The sequence below is a fragment of the Pseudomonas sp. MPFS genome, assembly GCF_022537035.1.
Lineage (GTDB): Bacteria > Pseudomonadota > Gammaproteobacteria > Pseudomonadales > Pseudomonadaceae > Aquipseudomonas > Aquipseudomonas sessilinigenes.
Map to the genome: position 1 here is coordinate 562,894 of NZ_CP066123.1, position 19,699 is coordinate 582,592.

Genomic DNA, 19,699 nt, shown 5'->3' on the forward strand with positions numbered 1-19,699 from the left:
GTCGCAAATCGAGGCGATGGTGCCGTGTTCGTTGATGTCGTTTTGCCGCTATTGGCTTTCTGCCTCGGGCTAGCGCTCCGCCAGGCCCCGGGCCGGGCCGAGGATCTTGTGTTGCCGAGGTAGCTAAGCGGCTGCGGGGGCTACTACACTCGGGGATCTTTGATACACGGAGGTTTTGACATGCGGCGTGTGGTGTTCAATCAGAAAGGTGGCGTGGGCAAGTCCAGTATTGCCTGCAATCTGGCGGCGGTCAGCGCCAGCGAGGGTTATCGCACCTTGCTGGTGGACCTGGATGCCCAGGCCAACTCGACCCAGTACCTCACCGGCTTGACCGGCGAGGACATTCCGATGGGGATCGCCGACTTCTTCAAGCAGACCCTGTCCTCTGGCCCGTTCTCCAAGAAGAACCAGGTGGATATCTACGAGACGCCGTTCGACAACCTGCATGTGGTGACCGCCACGGCCGAGCTGGCGGACCTGCAGCCCAAGCTGGAGGCCAAGCACAAGATCAACAAGCTGCGTAAGTTGCTCGACGAGTTGTCCGAGGATTACGAGCGGATCTACCTCGACACCCCGCCTGCCCTGAATTTCTACGCGGTATCGGCGTTGATCGCGGCCGATCGTGTGCTGATTCCTTTCGATTGCGACAGTTTTTCCCGCCAGGCCCTGTACGGCCTGCTGGCTGAGATCGAGGAGTTGAAGGAAGACCACAACGAAGCGCTCGAGGTCGAGGGCATCGTGGTCAATCAGTTCCAGGCCCGGGCCAGCCTGCCGCAACAGATGCTCGACGAACTGATTGGCGAGGGCCTGCCGGTGCTGCCGGTGTACCTGGCCAGTTCGGTGCGCATGCGTGAATCACACCAGGCCAGCCTGCCGCTGATCCATCTCGACCCACGGCACAAGCTGACCCAGCAGTTCGTCGACCTGCACCACCTGCTGGAAAACGCCTGACCCTGCTGTTGCCGTGAATGCAAGGCTTTGGCCGGCGCTCACGGCGTTCTCTCAAATCCCGTGGCTGCGCAACCAGCCGATCAACTGTGGCAAGGGCAGGGCACCGCTTTGCCGCGCCACCTCCCGGCCATTCTTGAACAGGATCAGGCTTGGAATCGAGCGAATGCCCAGTTGCGCCGAAAGTTGCTGGTTGGCTTCGCTGTCCAGCTTGGCCAGGCGGCATTTGCCGCTCAATTGCGCGGCGGCTTGCTGGAAGGTCGGCGCAAAGGATTTGCACGGCCCGCACCAGTCTGCCCAGACATCCACCAGCAACGGCAGGTCGCCCTTGATCTGGCTGGCGTAGTCGCCCTGTTTCAAGTCAAAGGGTTTGTCCAGCAACACCTCGGCCTTGCAGCGCCCGCACTTGGGATGGTCCCCCAGGCGCTCGGCGGGGATGCGGTTGAGGCCGTTGCAATGCGGGCAGGGGATCAACAGTGGGTCGGTCATGGTCGGGTTCCGGGTCAGTGGCCAATGGCACCTATCTGGAGTCGTGGCGCGGATTTATCAAGCCGCCGGGCTGGTGGTTGCATCCGCTCACATATCGGCGGGCAGTCGGTGCTGCGCAATCTCTAGTCTTGCCAGAAGGCGGACCGTCGGTCCGACCGACTGCATAGCGTATTGCTATGGTCGGATTTGCTGATTAGCCTCGATAGCAACATGCGATAGGGAGGTTGCATGCATATCATCACCGCAAAACGCATCTGGCAGGCCAAGGAGCAGTGGCCGCAGACCGCACGAGCGCTGGATACCTGGTATCGCAAGGCCAAGGGCGCCAGGCCAGAGGACTTTTCCGATATGAAGGCGTTGTTTCCGGCGGTCGATAAGGTCGGGCGCTTCCATGTCTTCGACATCGGCGGCAACAAGCTGAGGTTGATCGCCCTGGTGCGCTATGGAGTCCAGCGGCTCTACATCAGGCATGTATTGGACCACGCCAGCTACGACAAGGGGCTGTGGAAGGAGGAAATAGAATGAGCGTACTGGTCAGCCAGGCGGCGGAGCACTGGCAATTCGTCGCGCCGCTGCTGCGCAAGCCCAGGACTGAGGCCGATTACGATGCTCTGGCCCTGGCCCTGGATGAATTGCTGGACATCATGGGCGAGGATGAGGCTCATCCGCTGGCCTCACTGGTGGACATCATCGGTGATTGGATCGAGGCCTATGACGAAGAGCATCGGCCGATACCTCCCGTCAGTGGCGTGGAGGTCTTGCGCTCGTTGATGCACGAGCACGGCCTGACCCAGAGCGACCTGCCCGGGGTCGGGGCGCAATCGGTGGTTTCCGAAGTGCTGAGTGGCAAGCGCCAGCTCAACCTGCGGCAGGTGCGCTGGCTGTCCGAGCGCTTCAAGGTGGCAATGGAGGTGTTCGCCTGACTCAGGACGAACAGCTGATCTCCAGGTGCTTGCCCCAGTCCGGCGGCCGCTTGGCGTAGTTGTCCATGCCGGGCTGTGCTTCGAACGGTCGGCTCAGTACCTGGTGCAGGCGCCGCACTTCGCTGTAGTCGCCCGATTCCGCGGCTTCGATGGCCTGTTGCGCCAGGTAGTTGCGCAAGACATACAGCGGATTGACCGCGTGCATGCGCACCCGGCGCTGTTCCTGGCCCTGCTGCGGATCGCGGGCTACCCGCGCCACGTACGACTCGGCCCAGGCATCGAAGCCCTTGAGATCGACGAAGTCGTCACGCAACTGCGCCACGGCCAACTCCGACTCTGTGTCCCCCAGGCGGCGGAAGAACAGGCTGTAGTCCACGGCGCTGCCCTGCATCAGTTGCAGCAGCCGTTCCACCAGTTGCTGGTCGGCGTCCTCGGCTTGGGTCAGGCCCAGGCGCCGGCGCATCAGGTCCAGGTAGTGGGCCTGGTACAACGGCAGGAACAGGCCCAGCGTTTCACGCAGGTCGTCAACCGCAATCAATGGGGTCAGGGCCTGGGCCAGGGCGCTGAGGTTCCATTGGCCGATGGGCACCTGGTTGCTGAAGGAGTAGCGACCCTGGTCATCGGAGTGGTTGCAGATGAAGTGGGCGTCGAAGTCGTCGAGGAAGGCGAAGGGGCCGAAGTCGAAGGTGATGCCCAGGATCGACATGTTGTCGGTGTTCATCACGCCGTGGCAGAAGCCATAGGCCTGCCATTTGGCGATCAGCTCGGCATTGCGCTCGACGACCTCGCGAAACATCGCCAGGTAGGGCTGGGGGTGTTCGCGGCATTCGGGGAAATATTGCGCCAGCACGTGTTCGGCCAGCTGGGTGTGCTGTTCGGACTTGCGCGTGTAGTAGAAATATTCGAAATGCCCGAAGCGGATATGACTGGGCGCCAGGCGCAGGACCATGGCGCCGCGCTCTTGCTTCTCGCGCCACACCGGGGTGTCCGAGCCGATGACGCACAGCGCCCGGCTACTGGGAATGCCCAGGGCATGCAGGGCCTCGGAGGCGAGGAACTCGCGGATCGAGGAGCGCAGCACCGCGCGCCCGTCGCCCATGCGCGAGTAGGGCGTCTGGCCGGCACCCTTCAGGTGCAGGTCCCAGTATTGGCCGGCATCGTTGCGTACTTCCCCTAGCAGCAAGCCGCGACCATCTCCCAGCTGGGGGTTGTAGGAGCCGAACTGGTGCCCGGAATAGACCATCGCCCGAGGTTCGGCCTCGGCCCACAGCTTGTGTCCGCCGAACAGCTCGGCGAACACCGGGCTTTCGGCGACGGCGGGGTCCAGGTCCAGCAGGGCCATGGCTGCCGGGCTGGCCACCACCAGGCGCGGGTTGTCCAGGGGCTCGGGCAGCACATGGGTCGAGAAGGCGTCGCCCAGGCGGGCGAAACGATTGTCGAATGTCAGTTCGTCGAGGGCTTTCAACGGCCATCTCCCAGCAGAATGTCCGAGTATTCTGCTGGGCAAAGCCGTTCGCGTCGAGTTCGCCGGGCGTTAGGGTGCTGGCTTTTCCGGCGCTGGTGGGTCTTGGGGCTTCTCCGGGCCGATGGGCACCATCTTGTACTCCTGGCCTTGGAGATTCTTGAGATAGACCTCCATCTGCCGGAACGAGATGTTGATGTGCTGCTTCTTGAACTCGCGGCTGATGAAGCGGTTGACCTCGTCGATCACCGGGTTGCGGTCGCCCAGTTCGCGCACGTGCATGCGCAGTTCGTGGTCCAGGGTGCTCTCGCCGAAACTGAGGAAGTACACCTGGGGCTCCGGCTCCTTGAGCACCCGTGGGTTCTCCCGGGCGGCCTTGAGCAGCAGTTCCTTGACCAGGTCCAGGTCCGAGCCGTAGTCCACGCCCAGCTTCAAGGTCACGCGGGTGATGGTGTCGGTCAGCGACCAGTTGACCAGTTGCCCGGTGATGAAGGTCTGGTTCGGGACGATGATGTCCTTGCGGTCGAAATCGGTGATGGTGGTGGCGCGGATGCGGATCCGGCTCACTGTGCCCGACAGGTTGCCGATGGTGATGGTGTCGCCGATCCGTACCGGTCGCTCGAACAGGATGATGATGCCGGAGATGAAGTTGGCGAAGATCGCCTGCATGCCGAAACCCAGGCCTACCGATAGCGCGGCCACCAGCCATTGCAGCTTGTCCCAGCTGACCCCGAGGGTCGACAGGGTGGTGACGAAACCGATCCCGGCGATGGCATAGGAGAGCAAGGTGGTGGTGGCGTACGCGCTGCCCTGGGCCAGGTTCAGCTTGGACAACACCAGCACTTCCAACAGGCCCGGCAGGTTGCGCGCCAGGGCGAAGGTGATGCCGACGATGATCAGCGCGCCGATCAAGTCGCCGATGCTGATGGGCACCATGCTCATGTTGGCACCGGTGCCGCTGGTGTACTCGTAGAGGGTCACCCGGTCGAGGTAGGAGAACACCGAGATCAGGTCGGCCCAGACCCAGTACAGGGCGACCATGAAGCCACCCAGCAGGGCCAGGCGAATCAGGCGCAGGGACTGTTCGTTGACCTTCTCGATGTCCATGGTCGGTTCTTCGACCACCGCCTCGCCGTTTTCCCCGGCCTCCTTGGCTGCCTGGCGCTTGCTCAAGGCGCGCTGGTAGGCCAGGCGCCGCGCCGCGACGGCCAGGCCACGGACGAAGGTGGCCTCGACCACCAGCCACAGCATCAAAAGGTACAGGGTGTTGATCAGGCGATCGCTGAGCTTCAGCGCGGTGTAGTAGAAGCCGAAGCACACGGCAATGAACAAGGCGATCGGCAGCAAGGTGAACAGCACGCCGACAGCCTTGCGGAACAGCGAGGCGTTTTCATGGGTCGGGCTGCTCAGCAGCAGGCGGCTGAGCAACCAGGCCATCAGGGCATAGCAGGTCAGCACCACGGCGATGCCCAATACATCTTCGGCCAGGGCCGCGGGTTGCAACTCGGCCACCGTGACCACCGCCACCAGGGCCAGGACCACCAGGCCCAGGCGACGGATCCAGCCACGCAGGAATTCCACCTGGGGTTTTTCCCAGCGGAAATGCAACTCGGCCACACCACCGGGAGCGAGGATCCGGTAGGCGGTGTAGAACACCAGCCAGGCCTGGGCGATCTGCAGCAGTGCGGCGCCGAGGGTGGCGTTCTGTCCCCGGGCGTCGATCTGCAGGGCGTAGCCGCACAGCGCCAGGCCCAGGGCCAGGGGCATCGCCAGCAGGACGTTGACCAGGATCGCCAGGGGCGTGTGCCACTGGCTGTCACGTTTGAAGTGGCCGATATCCTTGTGCACCTTGCTCAGGCGCGCATACAGGCTCTTGCGCCGCCACAACAGGGCGCCGATCAACAGCAGCAAGGGCAGGAACAGCAAGGGCTGTTGCACCAGTGCGTCGATCAGCTCGCTGAAGCTCGAGGCCCAGGGCAAGTTGTTGACCTGATACTGCAAGCGATCGGGCACCTGGCGCAGCCATGTGGTGTCCAGTGGCTTGTTGCTGGGGATCCAGAACATCTGCTCGTCGAGGGTCGAGCGCAAGGTCTGGGTGGTGCTGAGCAACTGCTTCTGGTTCAACTGCAGGGTAATGGATTCGTTGAGCAGCGCGCTCAATTCGCGGTTCAGGCGGTCCAGCAGGTCGACCCGGGTATTGGCCAGTTCCAGCAAGGTCTTGCGCAACTGCGGGGTGACTTGCTCGGGCGGCTGGTTCTTGAGCAGGTTGTCGACGTAGGCGGTGGGGCTACTGAGCTGCTCGCGCTGCTGGCTGACCTCAAACTGGTAGAGGCGGATATCGGCGATATTGTTCGCCAGGTCGCGGTCGACTTTCAGCCGGGGCAGGGCCTGTTTCTGCTTGTAGAGGATCTTGGACAGCAACAGGCTGCCCTTGAGCACGCTGATCTGCTCGTCCAGCGCCGCGGCGACCTGGGTCACGTTGTCCAGTTGCTGCTTGGTCTGCAGGTTGCGCTGGGTCTGTTCGTTGAGTTGGTCGGTGAAGTGCAGCAAGTAGTCGGAGGCTTCGAGATTGAAGGCGCTCTCGGTGGCCAGCAGGCTGCTACCGCCGGCTTTCTGCGCTTCGATGGACTGCTGGGTGACCGTCTCCTGGGACTGGGCCAGGCGCTTCTGGTTGATCAGGGTCTGCAGATCCTGGGTTTCCTGCTCCAGGCGCGCGATCTTTTCCACCAGCAGGTCGTGCTGGCTGCTGCCCAGGTCCTGCAGTTGGCTGTTGCCTGCCAGCTCTTGGCGACGCAGCGGGATCAAGGCATTGATCGCCGCCAGTTCGGCATTGAGCAGGTTGCGCTGGTCGTTGCTCAGCAGCTTGCCGTTGTCCTTGCCGGCCTTGAGGATGGTGTTGATCTGCAGGATCCGCGTCTGGCCGTTACTGATCTCGGCCTGGGCCCGTTCGGGGCGAGTCTGGGCACTGATGGTCAGGCTGTTGGCCTGGGCCAGGGCTTTTTGCAGTTCACCCTGGGCGGTGGTGCGCTCGGCCAGCAGTTGCTCCAGCTGTGTCACGCTCAGCGCGGCATAGCGTTGGGTTACCGGCACCACCTTGCTGGCCTTGAGGCGCTCCAGCTCGCGCTGGTTTTCCAGGGTCTGGCGCGGAGCGCTGGCCAACTGTTGCTTGAGTTCCGGCAGGCGCTGCTCGTAGTCCTGCTGGTTAGCCAACTGATTCAGGGTGTTCTGCAGGAGCGTCTGCAGGGCCTTCTGATCGGCCTCGGAAAGCTTGCGCTCGGCGATCTTGTCCAGGCTTTGCTGGACCGCCTCGGCGCTGGGCGGCTCGCCGCCCTGTGCGGCGCCGACGGAGAGACTCAGGCCCAGCAGGGCAATCGCGAAAATTTTACGCAGGGTCGGCATAGAGGTCGGTCGAGCAAGCAAGTAGGAATGGGGGAATGCGTCGGTAAAAATCTGACGCGTTTCCGAGTTTAGAGGAAGAGTCCGGGGCCGGGTCGACTTCCTTCGGGGAATCTGACGCCGACTTTGCCGATCTTGTTCCCGTCCATCACCGCGACGGTCCAGGTGGTGTTGTTCCACTCCACCTGGTCACCGACCACCGGCGCACCGCCGACTTTCTGGGCGATGAAGGCGGCCAGTGGCATGTCGGCGTCCTGGCCGTCGAGCTTGAGGCCGTAGAGCGCCGAGACCGCGCCCAGCTGGGCGTCGCCTTCGAGGACGAAGTCGCCGAAGAAGCGCAGGTCCAGACCGCGTTCCGGGGCCTGGCTGAACAGCTTGCCCAGGGCCGGGAGGTTGTGTTCATGGCCGATCACGCACAGCAGGTCGTCGGCTTCCAGTACCGTACTACCCGACGGATGGAGCAGTTGCTGGCCGCGAAACAGGGCGGCGATCCGCGTGCCCTCGGGCATTTTCAGTTCGCGCAGGGCGGCGCCGATGCACCATTTTTCCGCCCCCAGGCGGTAGACGAACAGCTCCCACTCGCTGGTGACGTGGACCTCCAGGGCGGCCCGGGAAATCGGTGCCGGCTCCGGTGGGACCGTGACCTTCAGCCACTTGGCCACCCACGGCAGGCTGGTGCCTTGCAGCAGCAGCGAGATCAGCACGATGAAGAATGCCAGGTTGAAGTACAGCTGGGCGTTGGGCAGGCCGGCCATCAGCGGGAATACCGCGAGAATGATCGGTACCGCGCCACGCAGCCCGACCCACGAGATAAAGGCTTTTTCCCGGCCATGGAAAGCCCTGAACGGCAGCAGCCCCACCAGCACCGACAGCGGCCGGGCGAACAGGATCATCCACAGGGCCAGGCCCAGGGCCGGCAGGGCGATGGGCAACAGGTCGTGAGGCGTGACCAGCAGCCCGAGCACCAGGAACATGCCGATCTGCGCCAGCCAGGCCATGCCGTCGAGCATGTGCAGGATGCCGTGGCGGCTGCGCACCGGGCGGTTGCCGATCACCAGGCCGCACAGGTACACCGCGAGGAAGCCGCTGCCGTGCAGGGCATTGGTCAGGGCAAAGACCACCAGGCCGCCGGCGATTACCAGGATCGGATACAGGCCGTTGGCCAGGTGGATGCGGTTGACCAGTTGCAGCATCAGCCAGCCACCGCCGAGGCCGATCACCGCACCGATGCCGAACTCGCGGATCAGCTCCCCGAGCAAGCTCAAGTGCAGTCCGGTATGACCGTTGGCCAGCATGTCGATCAGGGTCACGGTGAGAAACACGGCCATTGGATCGTTGCTGCCGGACTCGATCTCCAGGCTGGCGGTCACCCGTTCGTTGAGACCCTTGCCCCCCAGCAGCGAGAACACCGCCGCGGCGTCGGTGGAGCCGACGATGGCACCGATCAGCAAGCCCTGGATCAGGTTCAAGTCGAACAGCCAGGCCGCGGCCATGCCCGTGAGCCCGGTGGTGATCAGCACTCCCACCGTGGCCAGTGACAGCGCCGGCCAGAGCGCCACGCGAAAGCTCGCGACCCGGGTGCGCAGGCCACCGTCCAGCAGGATCACTGCCAGGGCCAGGTTGCCCACCAGGTAGGCGGTCGGGTAGTTGTCGAAGATGATTCCGCCGCCATCGACACCGGCAGTCATGCCCACGGCCAGGATGATCACCAGGATCGGGATGCCCAGGCGGGAAGAGAGGGAACTGACCAGAATGCTCGCACCTACCAGCAACGCGCCGATCAAGAACAGGCTGTTGATGGTCGTTGCATTCAAAGGCTGTACTCCAGAGCGGAAAAGGCGGGCGCCAACTGGCCATGCAGTCTGCGTGCCAGCGATTCTAACCTGTTGAAATGTGCCGCTGTCAAAGGCTTTTCATGGCGGCGGCGGGCGCCCCGGCAGACGGTATCCGCCGGGGCTTTTGCCTGTCTGGAAGGCCCCTCAGAGGCTGAAGCGGGCCACCATGCTGTTGAGGTCCACGGCCAGGCGCGACAGTTCGTTGCTGGCCGCACTGGTCTGGTTGGCGCCGGTGGCCGACTGCACCGACAAGTCGCGGATGTTCACCAGGTTGCGGTCCACTTCGCGGGCTACCTGAGCCTGCTCTTCGGCGGCGCTGGCGATCACCAGGTTGCGCTCGTTGATCTGGATGATCGCGCTGTTGATGGTGTCCAGGGACAGGCCGGCACCCCGGGCGATGTTCAAGGTCGATTCGGCGCGCTCGGTACTGTTGCGCATGGAGTCCACGGCCTGTTCGGTGCCGTTCTGGATGCTGCCGATCATGCGTTCGATTTCGCTGGTGGACTGCTGGGTGCGGTGGGCCAGGGCGCGGACTTCGTCGGCGACCACGGCAAAACCACGCCCGGCTTCACCGGCCCGGGCCGCCTCGATGGCAGCGTTGAGGGCCAGCAGGTTGGTCTGGTCGGCCAGGCCACGGATCACGTCGAGAACCTTGCCGATGTCCCGGGATTCATTGGCCAGGTCACCGATCAGCCCGGCGGTGCTCTGGACGTCGGCGCTCATGCGTTCGATGGCCGATACGGTTTCCTGCACCAGGTCGCGGCCGTCGCCGGCCGAGGTGGTGGCCTCCCTGGAAGCCTCGGAGGTGCTGACGGCATTGCGCGCGACTTCTTCCACGGCGCTGGTCATTTCGTTGACCGCGGTGGCGGCCTGCTCGATCTCGTTGTTCTGCTGGGTCAGGCCGCGGGCACTTTCCTCGGTGACGCTGTTGAGTTCTTCAGCGGCGGAGGCCAGCTGGGTGGCAGAGCCGGAGATGCGTTGCAGGGTATCGCGCAGGTTTTCCTGCATCTTGGCCATGGCCCGCAGCAAGCGGCCGGCTTCGTCGCTACCGTCGGCCTGGACCGGGCGGGTCAGGTTGCCCTCGGCGATCTCCTCGGCGGCTTCCAGGGCCTTGGCGATCGGCTGGGTGATGCTGCGGGTCAGCAGCCAGGCGAACAGCAAGGTCAGGCCAGTGGCCAGGAGCAGCAGGACCACCACCAGCTTGAACGCGGCCGAATACTGCTCGGCGGCCTGGCGGTTGGTGTCCACTGTCTGCTGGGTGTTGATCTCCATCAGGCGGTTGAGCACGGCGTTGATCGCCTCTGAGTTGTTCAGCAACTCGGAGTTGAGCAGGTTGCGCAACTCATCCACCTGGTTGTTGCGCGACAGGCTCTTCATCCGCTCTTCGATCTGCCGGTACTGGCCCAGCAGCTGGACGTACTGGTCATAGGCGGCTTTTTCCGCCGGGCCGGTGATGAGCTTTTCATAGGTGGCCTGGGCCGTGCGGATCTGCTGGTTGCGCATATCCAGCAGCTCCATGGTCTTTTGCTGGACATCCGGCTCGCGGTTCACCAGCAGGCGATAGGACAGCACCCGCAGGCGCAGGGTCAGCTGGGTGAACTCGTCGAGGCTCTGGATGCTCGGCACGCTGCTCAGGGTGATGTCTTCGGCGGCGCCACGGATCTTGCTCATCTGGTTCAGGGCGAAAACCCCGAGGATCAGCATCAAGCCGCCGATCATGGCAAAACCGAGGAAGGCCCGCGGAGCGATATTCATATTACGAAGGGACATGATAGGTACCAGGAAGGGCGCATCCGTGCGGGGCTTGAGACTGATCTACCGTGACTTATCGGTCGTACGACTAAAGTCTTGAGTCTTGCCGTGGATTTAACCTGGCATCCATTGCCCTGGCAGGTTGCGCGCTGGCCGGCGTTTGCAGCTCCGCCCGTGAAATTCGCAGGGCGGAGCTGGCTGGCGGGGCTTCTGCCTGTCTGGAGTCCCCTCAGAGGCGGAAGCGGGCGACCATGCTGTTGAGGTCCACGGCCAGGCGCGACAGTTCGTTGCTGGCGGCGCTGGTCTGGTGGGCGCCGGTGGCCGACTGCACCGACAGGTCACTGATGTTCACCAGGTTGCGGTCCACTTCGCGGGCTACCTGAGCCTGCTCTTCGGCGGCGCTGGCGATCACCAGGTTGCGCTCGTTGATCTGGATGATCGCGCTGTTGATGGTGTCCAGGGACAGGCCGGCACCCCGGGCGATGTTCAAGGTCGATTCGGCGCGCTCGGTACTGTTGCGCATGGAGTCCACGGCCTGTTCGGTGCCGTTCTGGATGCTGCCGATCATGCGTTCGATTTCGCTGGTGGACTGCTGGGTGCGGTGGGCCAGGGCGCGGACTTCGTCGGCGACCACGGCAAAACCACGCCCGGCTTCACCGGCCCGGGCCGCCTCGATGGCAGCGTTGAGGGCCAGCAGGTTGGTCTGGTCGGCCAGGCCACGGATCACGTCGAGAACCTTGCCGATGTCCCGGGATTCATTGGCCAGGTCACCGATCAGCCCGGCGGTGCTCTGGACGTCGGCGCTCATGCGTTCGATGGCCGATACGGTTTCCTGCACCAGGTCGCGGCCGTCGCCGGCCGAGGTGGTGGCCTCCCTGGAAGCCTCGGAGGTGCTGACGGCATTGCGCGCGACTTCTTCCACGGCGCTGGTCATTTCGTTGACCGCGGTGGCGGCCTGCTCGATCTCGTTGTTCTGCTGGGTCAGGCCGCGGGCACTTTCCTCGGTGACGCTGTTGAGTTCTTCAGCGGCGGAGGCCAGCTGGGTGGCAGAGCCGGAGATGCGTTGCAGGGTATCGCGCAGGTTTTCCTGCATCTTGGCCATGGCCCGCAGCAAGCGCCCGGCTTCGTCGCTGCCATCGACGTGGATCGGCCGGGTCAGGTTGCCCTCGGCGATTTCCTCGGCGGCGTCCAGGGCCTTGGCGATCGGTAGGGTGATGCTGCGGGTCAGCAGCCAGGCGAACAGCAAGGTCAGGGCGGTGGCCAGCGCGAGCAGGGCCATCACCAGGTTCGACGCATCGCGGTACAACTGCGCTGCTTCCTCGGCCGCCTCGGTGGCGTAGCGGGTGTTGATTTGCACCAGCCGGTTGAGGGTGGCGTTGATTTTCTCGGCGTTGTCCATCAGTTGGGTATTGAGCAGCTCTTGCATGGTGTCGAGCTGGTTGCTGCGCGACAGCTCGATCAAGCGGCTTTCCAGCTGGCGGTGCTGGGTCAGCATGTCGATGTACTGGTCATAGGCCGCGCGCTCCTCGGCCATGCTGATCAGTGCCTCGTAGCCCGGGCGCGCCTCGTCGATCTTGCGGTTGCGCTCGGCCATGGCATCCAGGGTTCGCTGCTGCGCCACGGGGTCACGGTTGACCAGCAGGCGGTAGGCATGGACCCGCAGGCGCAGGCTCAGTTGGGTGAAGTCATCGACACTCTTGATGCTGGGCAGGGTGTCTTGGGTGATCCGTTCGGTAGCCGCGTGGATCTTGCCCATCTGGATCAGGGCAAAGGTCCCGAGAAACAGCATCAGGCAGCCGATCAGGGCAAATCCGAGGAAGGCTCGCGGGGCGATATTCAGGGTGCGCAGGGACATTGTTCATACCTGTAGTGGGCGCGATTCGCGCTGTATGGGTGGTGCAGCACCTGGGCTATCGCATCGAGAAAATGCTTCTTGAATCGCCAAAAGGGGTTTAGGAAATTTCCGATCATTTGTCGGACGGTTCTAGAAAACTCCCGGTGTCCGACAGGACGTTTGGAACCCCGGGGCGAAATGGCAGTCTCTAGCAGCTCTTGTGGAAGGGTCATCGCCAGCAAAATCAAGGCTTTGCGCCCGGATATCCCTGGCATCCAGGGTGACTTTTCTTTATCGTACGCGCCCTTTGCAAAAAGCCCGGAAGATCAAAATGTTGGAAGCATCCCTCAGCCAATTGGAACAGCTGGTCAGTGACCTGGTGGTACAGAACCAGGAGCTGCTCGGTACGAACGAAGCCCTCAAGGCACAACTGGCCCAGGCCAAGGATGAGAACGAAAGCCTGCAGCTGAACCTGATGGAGCAGGAAGAAAAGCACGGTGCCACCGCTGCCCGCATCCAGGCCCTGGTTGAGCGCGTCACTGCGAGCCCGGCCAACCCATGAGACATCACAGCGATGGGGTGAGGGTGGTCAAAATCCTCGGCGAGGATTATTCACTCAAGGCGCCGGCCGGACAGGAGCAGATCCTGATGGATGCGGTGCAGATGCTCCAGGCCACCCTGGCCGATACCAAGAAGAAGTTCCCGACCCTGATCGGCGAGCGCCTGCTGGTGCTGGCGGCGATGAACCTGTGCTCGCAGCAGATCGAGATGCGCAAGCGTCACGACGAAGAGCTGGAGCGCTACCAGGAGCAGGTCAGCGCGACGGTCGAAGTGATCGCCAAGACCATCCAGCAGAACTGATGGCGCTGTGTCCCGTCACCCGCGCAGGCAGGTTGCTGCAACGGATGTGACGGGACGGCCCCGGCCTGCCGGTCCTCGGGCTGGCGAGCTTCAGAACCACTCGTCGCGCATTGCCAGGCAGGTATCGTCCCTGGTCTCCAGCAATGTCAGTTCATGCTGACAGCCCGGCACTTCCCAGGTGAGGAAGTAGCGTGCGGCTTGCAACTTGCCCCGGTAGAAATCGCGATCTGCCGCTTCGCCCCGGGCCAGTCCTTCCTCGGCGCGGATCGCCTGTTCCAGCCAGCGCCAGCCAATGACTGCGTGGCCAAATGCCTTGAGGTACAGCGCCGAGTTGGCCAGGGTCGTGGTGACCTTGCCGCTGACCAGGTCCTCCAGCAGGCTCAGGGTCACGGTTTGCAGGCGCGCCACCAACTGCTCCAGGGGTACGCGTAGGGCATCCAGGGAGGCATGGGCCTGGGCGCGTGCGCCAGTCTCGGCCATCAGGCGGATCAGGCGCTTGAGCCCGGCGCCGCCATTTTGTGCCAGCTTGCGTCCCAGAAGATCCAGGGACTGGATGCCATGGGTGCCCTCATGGATCGGGTTCAGGCGATTGTCACGGTAGTACTGTTCCACCGGATACTCGCGGGTGTAGCCATGGCCGCCGAGGATCTGGATCGCCAGTTCGTTGGCCTTGAGGCAGAACTCCGAAGGCCAGGACTTGACGATCGGGGTCAGCAGGTCCAGCAGCTCATGGGCTTGCTGGCGCCCAGTCGCATCCTCAAGGGTGGTGGTGTCGTCGAACAGCCTGGCTGCATACAGGCCCAGGTCGAAGGCACCTTCGACATAGGCCTTCTGGGTCAGCAGCATCCGGCGCACGTCGGCATGCTCGATGATCGCGACCTGGGGCGAGGTCGGGTCCTTGCCATCCGGCAGGCGCCCTTGAGGGCGTTCGCGAGCGTACTCCAGGGAGTACAGGTAGCCGGCATAGCCGAGCATCACCGCGCCCATGCCGACGCCGATGCGTGCCTCGTTCATCATCTGGAACATATAGGACAGACCCGCATGGGGTTTGCCCACCAGATAGCCGACACACTCGCCGTTATCGCCGAAGTTCAATGCGGTGGAGGTCGTGCCGCGATAGCCCATCTTGTGGAACAGGCCGGCCAGCAGCACGTCGTTGCGCTGACCCAGGGAGCCGTCGGCGTTGACCAGGAACTTGGGCACGACGAACAGCGAGATACCCTTCACTCCGGGCGGCGCGTCCGGCAGCTTGGCCAGCACCATGTGCACGATGTTCTGTGCCAGCGAGTGGTCGCCGCCGGAGATGAAGATCTTGTTGCCCTTGATCCGATAGCTGCCGTCGCCGGCGGGTTCGGCGCGGGTACGGATATCCGACAGCGAGGAGCCGGCGTGGGGCTCGGTCAGGGCCATGGTGCCGAAGAAGCGACCGTCGATCATCGGTTGCAGGAAGCGCTGTTTCTGCTCCTCGCTGCCGAAACTCTCGATCAGGTTGGCGGCACCCATGGTCAGGAACGGATAGGCAGAGCTGCCGACGTTGGCAGCCTGGAAATGAGCGAAACAGGCCTGGGACAACAGGGTTGGTAACTGCATGCCACCGGCCTCGAAGTCGCGGGTGGCGTTGAGGAACCCGGCCTCGAGGAAGGCGTCCACCGCGGGCTTCACCTCGGGGATCAGTACCGCCTGGCCGTTTTCATAGCGCGGTTCATGCTCGTCGCCCTTGCGGTTGTGCGGGGCGAAATACTTCTCGGCGATGCTGCGGGCGGTGCCCAGGGCGGCATCGAAGGTCTCGCGGTTATGCTCGGCAAACCGTTCGCGCTGGGCCAGGCCCTCGGCGTCGAGCACCTCATACAGTTCAAAAGCCAGATTGCGGGAACTGAGCAAGGTCTCGGACATGGCGGCCTACCTGTTGATTGAGGAGATGGGCCGAGTCTAGACGCGTGAATGAAGGCGGGATAGGAAGATTGATAGGCGTGATGAAGCAGGAGAAACCAAACTGCAAGCTGCAAGCCGCAAGCCGCAAGCCGCAAGCCGCAAGCCGCAAGCCGCAAGTTGAAAGCTGCAAGCCAGAGCCAGAAGCAAAAACGGCAAGCAAAGGCCGTTGCCCCTGCTTGCCGCTTGCCGCTTGTAGCTTGTAGCTGCTTTTAACCGATGGTCATCAGGCTGGCATTGCCGCCGGCCGCAGCGGTGTTGACGCTCAGGGCGCGTTCGATCACCAGGCGCTCCAGGGCGATGGCGGTTTCGCCCTGGGACAGGCCCTGGACACCGACGATGGCGCCGGCACGCTGGGCTACCTGCTGGCAGACACTGCGCAGTTGGTCGCTGTCGCCGTGGTGCAGGACCGCGTCGAACACCACCTCATCCTTGGTCCAGTCGGCCACGCGTTTGATGCGCACCTGGATCTCCCTGGGCAGGCGGCCGAACAGGGTCTTGGCTACGGCGCTTTCCGGCCATACCGCCGAACCGCCGACGGCCAGTACCGCCGCCAGCTGGGCCAGTAGGTCACCCTCGATTTCCGCCAGGCACAGGACGTGCTCGCGAGGCAGGATGGCATAGCTGTTGCGCTCGCCAGTCGGGCCGGTCAGCTGGCGGGAGATACCGCTCTGCGATTGCCCGCTGAACTGTTTGCACAGGGTCGCCAGTTCCGCCAGCTTGCTGCTGTCGGCCCAGGCTTGCAGGGCCGTGAGTGGCTTGAGCAGGGTTTCGCGCAGGCGCAGGTCCGGGGCGCTGATGGCATCGGCGCGGACGAAGGATTGCTCGATAGCGTCCACCGGCCGGGTCGACAGCAGGCGGTACAGGTACAGTGGGCCGCCGGCTTTCGGGCCGGTGCCCGACAGGCCTTCGCCACCGAATGGCTGCACGCCGACCACGGCGCCGACGATGTTGCGGTTGACGTAGACGTTACCGGCGTTGACGTTGTCCACCACCTTGGCGATGGTCTCGTCGATCCGGGTGTGTACGCCCAGGGTCAGGCCGTAGCCGGACGCGTTGATCTGGGCGATCAGCTGGTCGATGTCCTTGCGCTTGTAGCGAACCACGTGCAGCACCGGGCCGAAGATCTCGCGCTGCAGTTCGTCGAAGCTTTCCAGCTCGATCAGGGTCGGCATGACGAAGGTGCCGCGCTTGATTTCCTCGCCGTCGGCGATGGCCATCTGGTACACGGTGCGGCCTTTGTCACGCATGGCCTGGATGTGTTTCTCGATACCGGCCTTGGCCTCGGCGTCGATTACCGGGCCGATGTCCACGGCCAGGCGCTCGGGATTGCCCAGGCGGCTTTCGGCCATGGCGCCCTTGAGCATCTCGATCACGCGATCGGCGGAGTCTTCCTGCAGGCACAGCACGCGCAGGGCCGAGCAACGCTGGCCGGCGCTGTCGAAGGCCGAGGACACCACGTCGATCACCACCTGCTCGGTCAGGGCCGAGGAGTCGACGATCATGGCGTTCTGGCCACCGGTTTCGGCGATCAGCGGGATCGGCCGGCCCTGGTTGTCCAGGCGCCCGGCGATGTTGCGTTGCAGCAGGCGGGCGACTTCGGTGGAACCGGTGAACATCACGCCCTTGACCCGCTCGTCGCCGACCAGGCCGGCACCAACGGTTTCGCCACGGCCTGGCAGCAGTTGCAGCACGCCTTCGGGGATGCCGGCTTCCAGCATCAGGCGCACGGCCTGGGCGGCCACCAGCGGAGTCTGCTCGGCCGGCTTGGCCAGTACCGGGTTGCCGGCGGCCAGGGCGGCGGCCACTTGGCCACTGAAGATCGCCAGTGGGAAGTTCCACGGGCTGATGCACACCACCGGGCCCAGAGGGCGGTGGGCGTCGTTGCTGAAGTCGTTGCGGGCCTGCACGGCGTAGTAGCGCAGGAAGTCCACGGCTTCGCGGACTTCGGCAATGGCGTTGGCGTAGGTCTTGCCGGCCTCGCGGGCCAGCAGGCCCATCAGCGGCTGGATCTCGCCTTCCATCAGGTCGGCGGCGCGCTCCAGGATCGCGGCGCGCTCGGCCGCTGGAGTGGCCTGCCAGATCGGTGCGGCATTCAGCGCGCACTGGATGGCGTTGTCGACGTCGGCAATGGTGGCTTCCTGGACATGCCCTACCACATCCCGGTGATCGGACGGGTTGAGCACTGGGGCCGCAGGCTCGTCGCTGGATGGGCAGCCGAGCATCGGCGCCGCCTTCCAGTCGTTGTGGGCGGTGGCCAGCAGCGCGCAGGACAGCGATGCCAGGCGGTGTTCGTTGGCCATGTCGATACCGGCCGAGTTGGCGCGTTCGGCGCCGTACAGGTCGCGCGGCAACGGGATGCGTGGATGCGGCAGGCCGAAGCCGCCTTCCAGGGTCGCCATCTGCTCGATCTGGCTCACCGGGTCGGCCACCAGTTCCTGGATCGAGATCGACTGGTCGGCGATACGGTTGACGAACGAGGTGTTGGCGCCGTTTTCCAGTAGGCGGCGAACCAGGTAGGCCAGCAGGGTCTCGTGGGTGCCCACCGGAGCGTACACGCGGCATGGGCGGTTCAGCTTGCCATCGGCGACCTTGCCCACCACTTGTTCGTACAGCGGCTCACCCATGCCGTGCAGGCATTGGAATTCGTACTGGCCGGGGTAATAGTTCTGACCGGCGATGTGATAGATCGCCGACAGGGTATGGGCGTTGTGGGTAGCGAACTGCGGGTAGATGACTTCCGGCACCGACAGCAGCTTGCGCGCGCAAGCGATGTAGGAGACGTCGGTGTACACCTTGCGGGTGTAGACCGGGTAGCCTTCCAGGCCCTCGACCTGGGCGCGCTTGATCTCGCTGTCCCAGTAGGCGCCTTTCACCAGGCGGATCATCAGGCGGTGGCGGCTGCGGCGCGCCAGGTCGATGACGTAGTCGATCACGTACGGGCAACGCTTCTGGTAGGCCTGGATCACGAAACCGATGCCATTCCAGCCAGCCAGTTGCGGCTCGAAGCACAGGCGCTCGAGCAGGTCCAGGGACAGCTCCAGGCGGTCGGCTTCTTCGGCGTCGATGTTCAGGCCGATGTCGTACTGCTTGGCCAGGACGGTCAGGGCCAGCAGGCGCGGGTACAGCTCTTCCATCACGCGCTCGTACTGGGCACGGCTGTAGCGCGGGTGCAGGGCCGACAGCTTGATGGAGATACCCGGGCCTTCGTAGATGCCGCGACCGTGGGAGGCCTTGCCGATCGAGTGGATGGCCTGCTCATAGGAGGCCAGGTATTTCTGTGCGTCGTGCTCGGTCAGGGCCGCTTCGCCGAGCATGTCGTAGGAATAGCGGAAGCCCTTGGCTTCGAACTTGCTGGCGTTGGCCAGGGCTTCGGCGATGGTCTCGCCAGTGACGAACTGCTCGCCCATCAGGCGCATGGCCATGTCCACGCCTTTGCGGATCATCGGCTCGCCGCTCTTGCCGATGATGCGGCTCAGGGAGGAGGTCAGGCCGGCCTCGTTGTGGGTCGACACCAGCTTGCCGGTGAGCAACAGGCCCCAGGTGGCGGCGTTGACGAACAACGACGGGCTGTTGCCCAGGTGCGGCTGCCAGTTGCCGGTGCTGATCTTGTCGCGGATCAGCGCGTCGCGGGTGCCCTTGTCGGGGATGCGCAGCAGGGCTTCGGCCAAGCACATCAGCGCCACGCCTTCCTGGGACGACAGGGAGAACTCCTGCAGCAGGCCCTGGACGATACCGGCACGGCCGCCGGCGCTCTTCTGGTTGCGCAGTTTCTCGGCGATGGAGGCGGCCAGCTTGTTGGCAGCTTCGGCGGTGGCGGCCGGCAGGCGCGCCTGCTCCAGCAGCATGGGCACCACTTCCGGCTCGGGGCGACGGTAGGCGGCGGTGATAGCAGCGCGCAGGACCGATTGCGGCAGGATGCTTTCAGCGAATTCAAGGAAGCACTGGTGTGCGTGGTCGGTCTGCACTTCGCCTGCGTCGTCGCCGTCTTTGGCAATGGCGCTGCTCAGTTCGGTAAGGGTTGCACCACCCTCGAGTTTTTCCAGGTAATTGAAAATCGCCTGCTTGATCAGCCAGTGCGGAGTCCGATCAATCGAGGCCGCGGCGGCCTTGAGACGCTCGCGGGTAGGGTCGTCGAGTTTGACCCCGAGAGTGGTGGTAGCCATATTTTTATCCTCATGTTTGCCACGCGAGTGTGGCATCAGCTGGCGGCAAGATTATCCGCGCGCTGAAATGGGTGCAACCGGGTGCAACCCATTTTTGAGCGGAA

Annotated in this window: 13 protein-coding genes; 5 read left to right on the plus strand and 8 right to left on the minus strand. The window is 64.0% G+C overall.

Going from position 1 to position 19,699, the window contains the following annotated elements; translation table 11 throughout:
* The first annotated feature begins 180 nt into the window (after positions 1-180).
* Positions 181-951: a ParA family protein gene (locus I9018_RS02465; RefSeq protein ID WP_068578628.1), complete on the plus strand. Its 771-nt coding sequence runs from the start codon at positions 181-183 to the stop codon at positions 949-951.
* A 51-nt stretch (positions 952-1,002) separates the two neighbouring features.
* Here the strand turns inward: I9018_RS02465 and trxC are convergent, their stop codons facing one another.
* A complete protein-coding gene (gene trxC / locus I9018_RS02470; RefSeq protein WP_241108656.1) occupies positions 1,003-1,437 on the minus strand; it encodes a thioredoxin TrxC in 435 nt (144 codons plus the stop codon).
* Positions 1,438-1,665: 228 nt separating this feature from the next.
* Here trxC and I9018_RS02475 point away from each other — a divergent pair, with 228 nt between their 5' ends.
* The gene (locus I9018_RS02475) at positions 1,666-1,962 is read left to right on the plus strand and encodes a type II toxin-antitoxin system HigB family toxin (RefSeq protein WP_022640299.1); all 297 of its coding nucleotides are present in this window, start codon (positions 1,666-1,668) and stop codon (positions 1,960-1,962) included.
* Positions 1,959-2,360, plus strand: coding sequence for a transcriptional regulator (locus I9018_RS02480; RefSeq protein ID WP_068578624.1), 402 nt, complete (start codon positions 1,959-1,961; stop codon positions 2,358-2,360). Before I9018_RS02475 ends, I9018_RS02480 begins: the two co-directional genes overlap by 4 nt.
* A 1-nt stretch (position 2,361) precedes the next feature.
* On the opposite strand, the gene selO is transcribed toward I9018_RS02480, so the two are convergent.
* From selO to I9018_RS02505, 5 genes are all read right to left on the minus strand, one after another.
* Positions 2,362-3,825, minus strand: a complete 1,464-nt coding sequence (gene selO, locus I9018_RS02485) for a protein adenylyltransferase SelO (protein WP_241108657.1) — start codon at positions 3,823-3,825, stop codon at positions 2,362-2,364.
* A gap of 69 nt (positions 3,826-3,894) precedes the next feature.
* Positions 3,895-7,221, minus strand: a complete 3,327-nt coding sequence (gene mscK / locus I9018_RS02490; protein WP_241108658.1) for a mechanosensitive channel MscK — start codon at positions 7,219-7,221, stop codon at positions 3,895-3,897.
* 68 nt (positions 7,222-7,289) lie between these two features.
* Positions 7,290-9,032 carry a potassium/proton antiporter gene (locus tag I9018_RS02495; RefSeq protein ID WP_068578618.1) on the minus strand — a complete coding sequence of 581 codons (1,743 nt, stop codon included), beginning with the start codon at positions 9,030-9,032 and terminating at the stop codon, positions 7,290-7,292.
* Between the two features lie 165 nt (positions 9,033-9,197).
* A complete protein-coding gene (locus I9018_RS02500) occupies positions 9,198-10,823 on the minus strand; it encodes a methyl-accepting chemotaxis protein (protein ID WP_124345583.1) in 1,626 nt (541 codons plus the stop codon).
* A gap of 211 nt (positions 10,824-11,034) precedes the next feature.
* A complete protein-coding gene (locus I9018_RS02505) occupies positions 11,035-12,660 on the minus strand; it encodes a methyl-accepting chemotaxis protein (RefSeq protein WP_241108659.1) in 1,626 nt (541 codons plus the stop codon).
* 310 nt (positions 12,661-12,970) lie between these two features.
* On the opposite strand from I9018_RS02505, the gene I9018_RS02510 reads away from it, so the two are divergent.
* Positions 12,971-13,201 carry a hypothetical protein gene (locus I9018_RS02510; protein WP_068581496.1) on the plus strand — a complete coding sequence of 77 codons (231 nt, stop codon included), beginning with the start codon at positions 12,971-12,973 and terminating at the stop codon, positions 13,199-13,201.
* Positions 13,198-13,500 carry a cell division protein ZapA gene (locus I9018_RS02515; RefSeq protein ID WP_068581499.1) on the plus strand — a complete coding sequence of 101 codons (303 nt, stop codon included), beginning with the start codon at positions 13,198-13,200 and terminating at the stop codon, positions 13,498-13,500. The genes I9018_RS02510 and I9018_RS02515 overlap by 4 nt, the downstream gene beginning before the upstream one ends.
* Positions 13,501-13,590: 90 nt before the next feature.
* On the opposite strand, the gene I9018_RS02520 is transcribed toward I9018_RS02515, so the two are convergent.
* Complete coding sequence (locus I9018_RS02520) at positions 13,591-15,393, minus strand: acyl-CoA dehydrogenase (protein ID WP_241108660.1); 1,803 nt, start codon at positions 15,391-15,393, stop codon at positions 13,591-13,593.
* A gap of 248 nt (positions 15,394-15,641) precedes the next feature.
* Positions 15,642-19,595, minus strand: coding sequence for a trifunctional transcriptional regulator/proline dehydrogenase/L-glutamate gamma-semialdehyde dehydrogenase (gene putA, locus I9018_RS02525; RefSeq protein ID WP_241108661.1), 3,954 nt, complete (start codon positions 19,593-19,595; stop codon positions 15,642-15,644).
* Positions 19,596-19,699: the final 104 nt, after the last annotated feature.

Excerpts from the sequence above, each read along its gene's own strand:
- I9018_RS02515 (WP_068581499.1), top strand. The coding sequence starts at position 13,198 with ATGAGACATCACAGCGATGGGGTGAGGGTGGTCAAAATCCTCGGCGAG.
- I9018_RS02520 (WP_241108660.1), bottom strand. The coding sequence starts at position 15,393 with ATGTCCGAGACCTTGCTCAGTTCCCGCAATCTGGCTTTTGAACTGTAT.
- I9018_RS02480 (WP_068578624.1), top strand. The coding sequence starts at position 1,959 with ATGAGCGTACTGGTCAGCCAGGCGGCGGAGCACTGGCAATTCGTCGCG.
- I9018_RS02465 (WP_068578628.1), top strand. The coding sequence starts at position 181 with ATGCGGCGTGTGGTGTTCAATCAGAAAGGTGGCGTGGGCAAGTCCAGT.
- I9018_RS02475 (WP_022640299.1), top strand. The coding sequence starts at position 1,666 with ATGCATATCATCACCGCAAAACGCATCTGGCAGGCCAAGGAGCAGTGG.
- trxC (WP_241108656.1), bottom strand. The coding sequence starts at position 1,437 with ATGACCGACCCACTGTTGATCCCCTGCCCGCATTGCAACGGCCTCAAC.
- I9018_RS02510 (WP_068581496.1), top strand. The coding sequence starts at position 12,971 with ATGTTGGAAGCATCCCTCAGCCAATTGGAACAGCTGGTCAGTGACCTG.
- I9018_RS02500 (WP_124345583.1), bottom strand. The coding sequence starts at position 10,823 with ATGTCCCTTCGTAATATGAATATCGCTCCGCGGGCCTTCCTCGGTTTT.
- mscK (WP_241108658.1), bottom strand. The coding sequence starts at position 7,221 with ATGCCGACCCTGCGTAAAATTTTCGCGATTGCCCTGCTGGGCCTGAGT.
- I9018_RS02505 (WP_241108659.1), bottom strand. The coding sequence starts at position 12,660 with ATGTCCCTGCGCACCCTGAATATCGCCCCGCGAGCCTTCCTCGGATTT.
- putA (WP_241108661.1), bottom strand. The coding sequence starts at position 19,595 with ATGGCTACCACCACTCTCGGGGTCAAACTCGACGACCCTACCCGCGAG.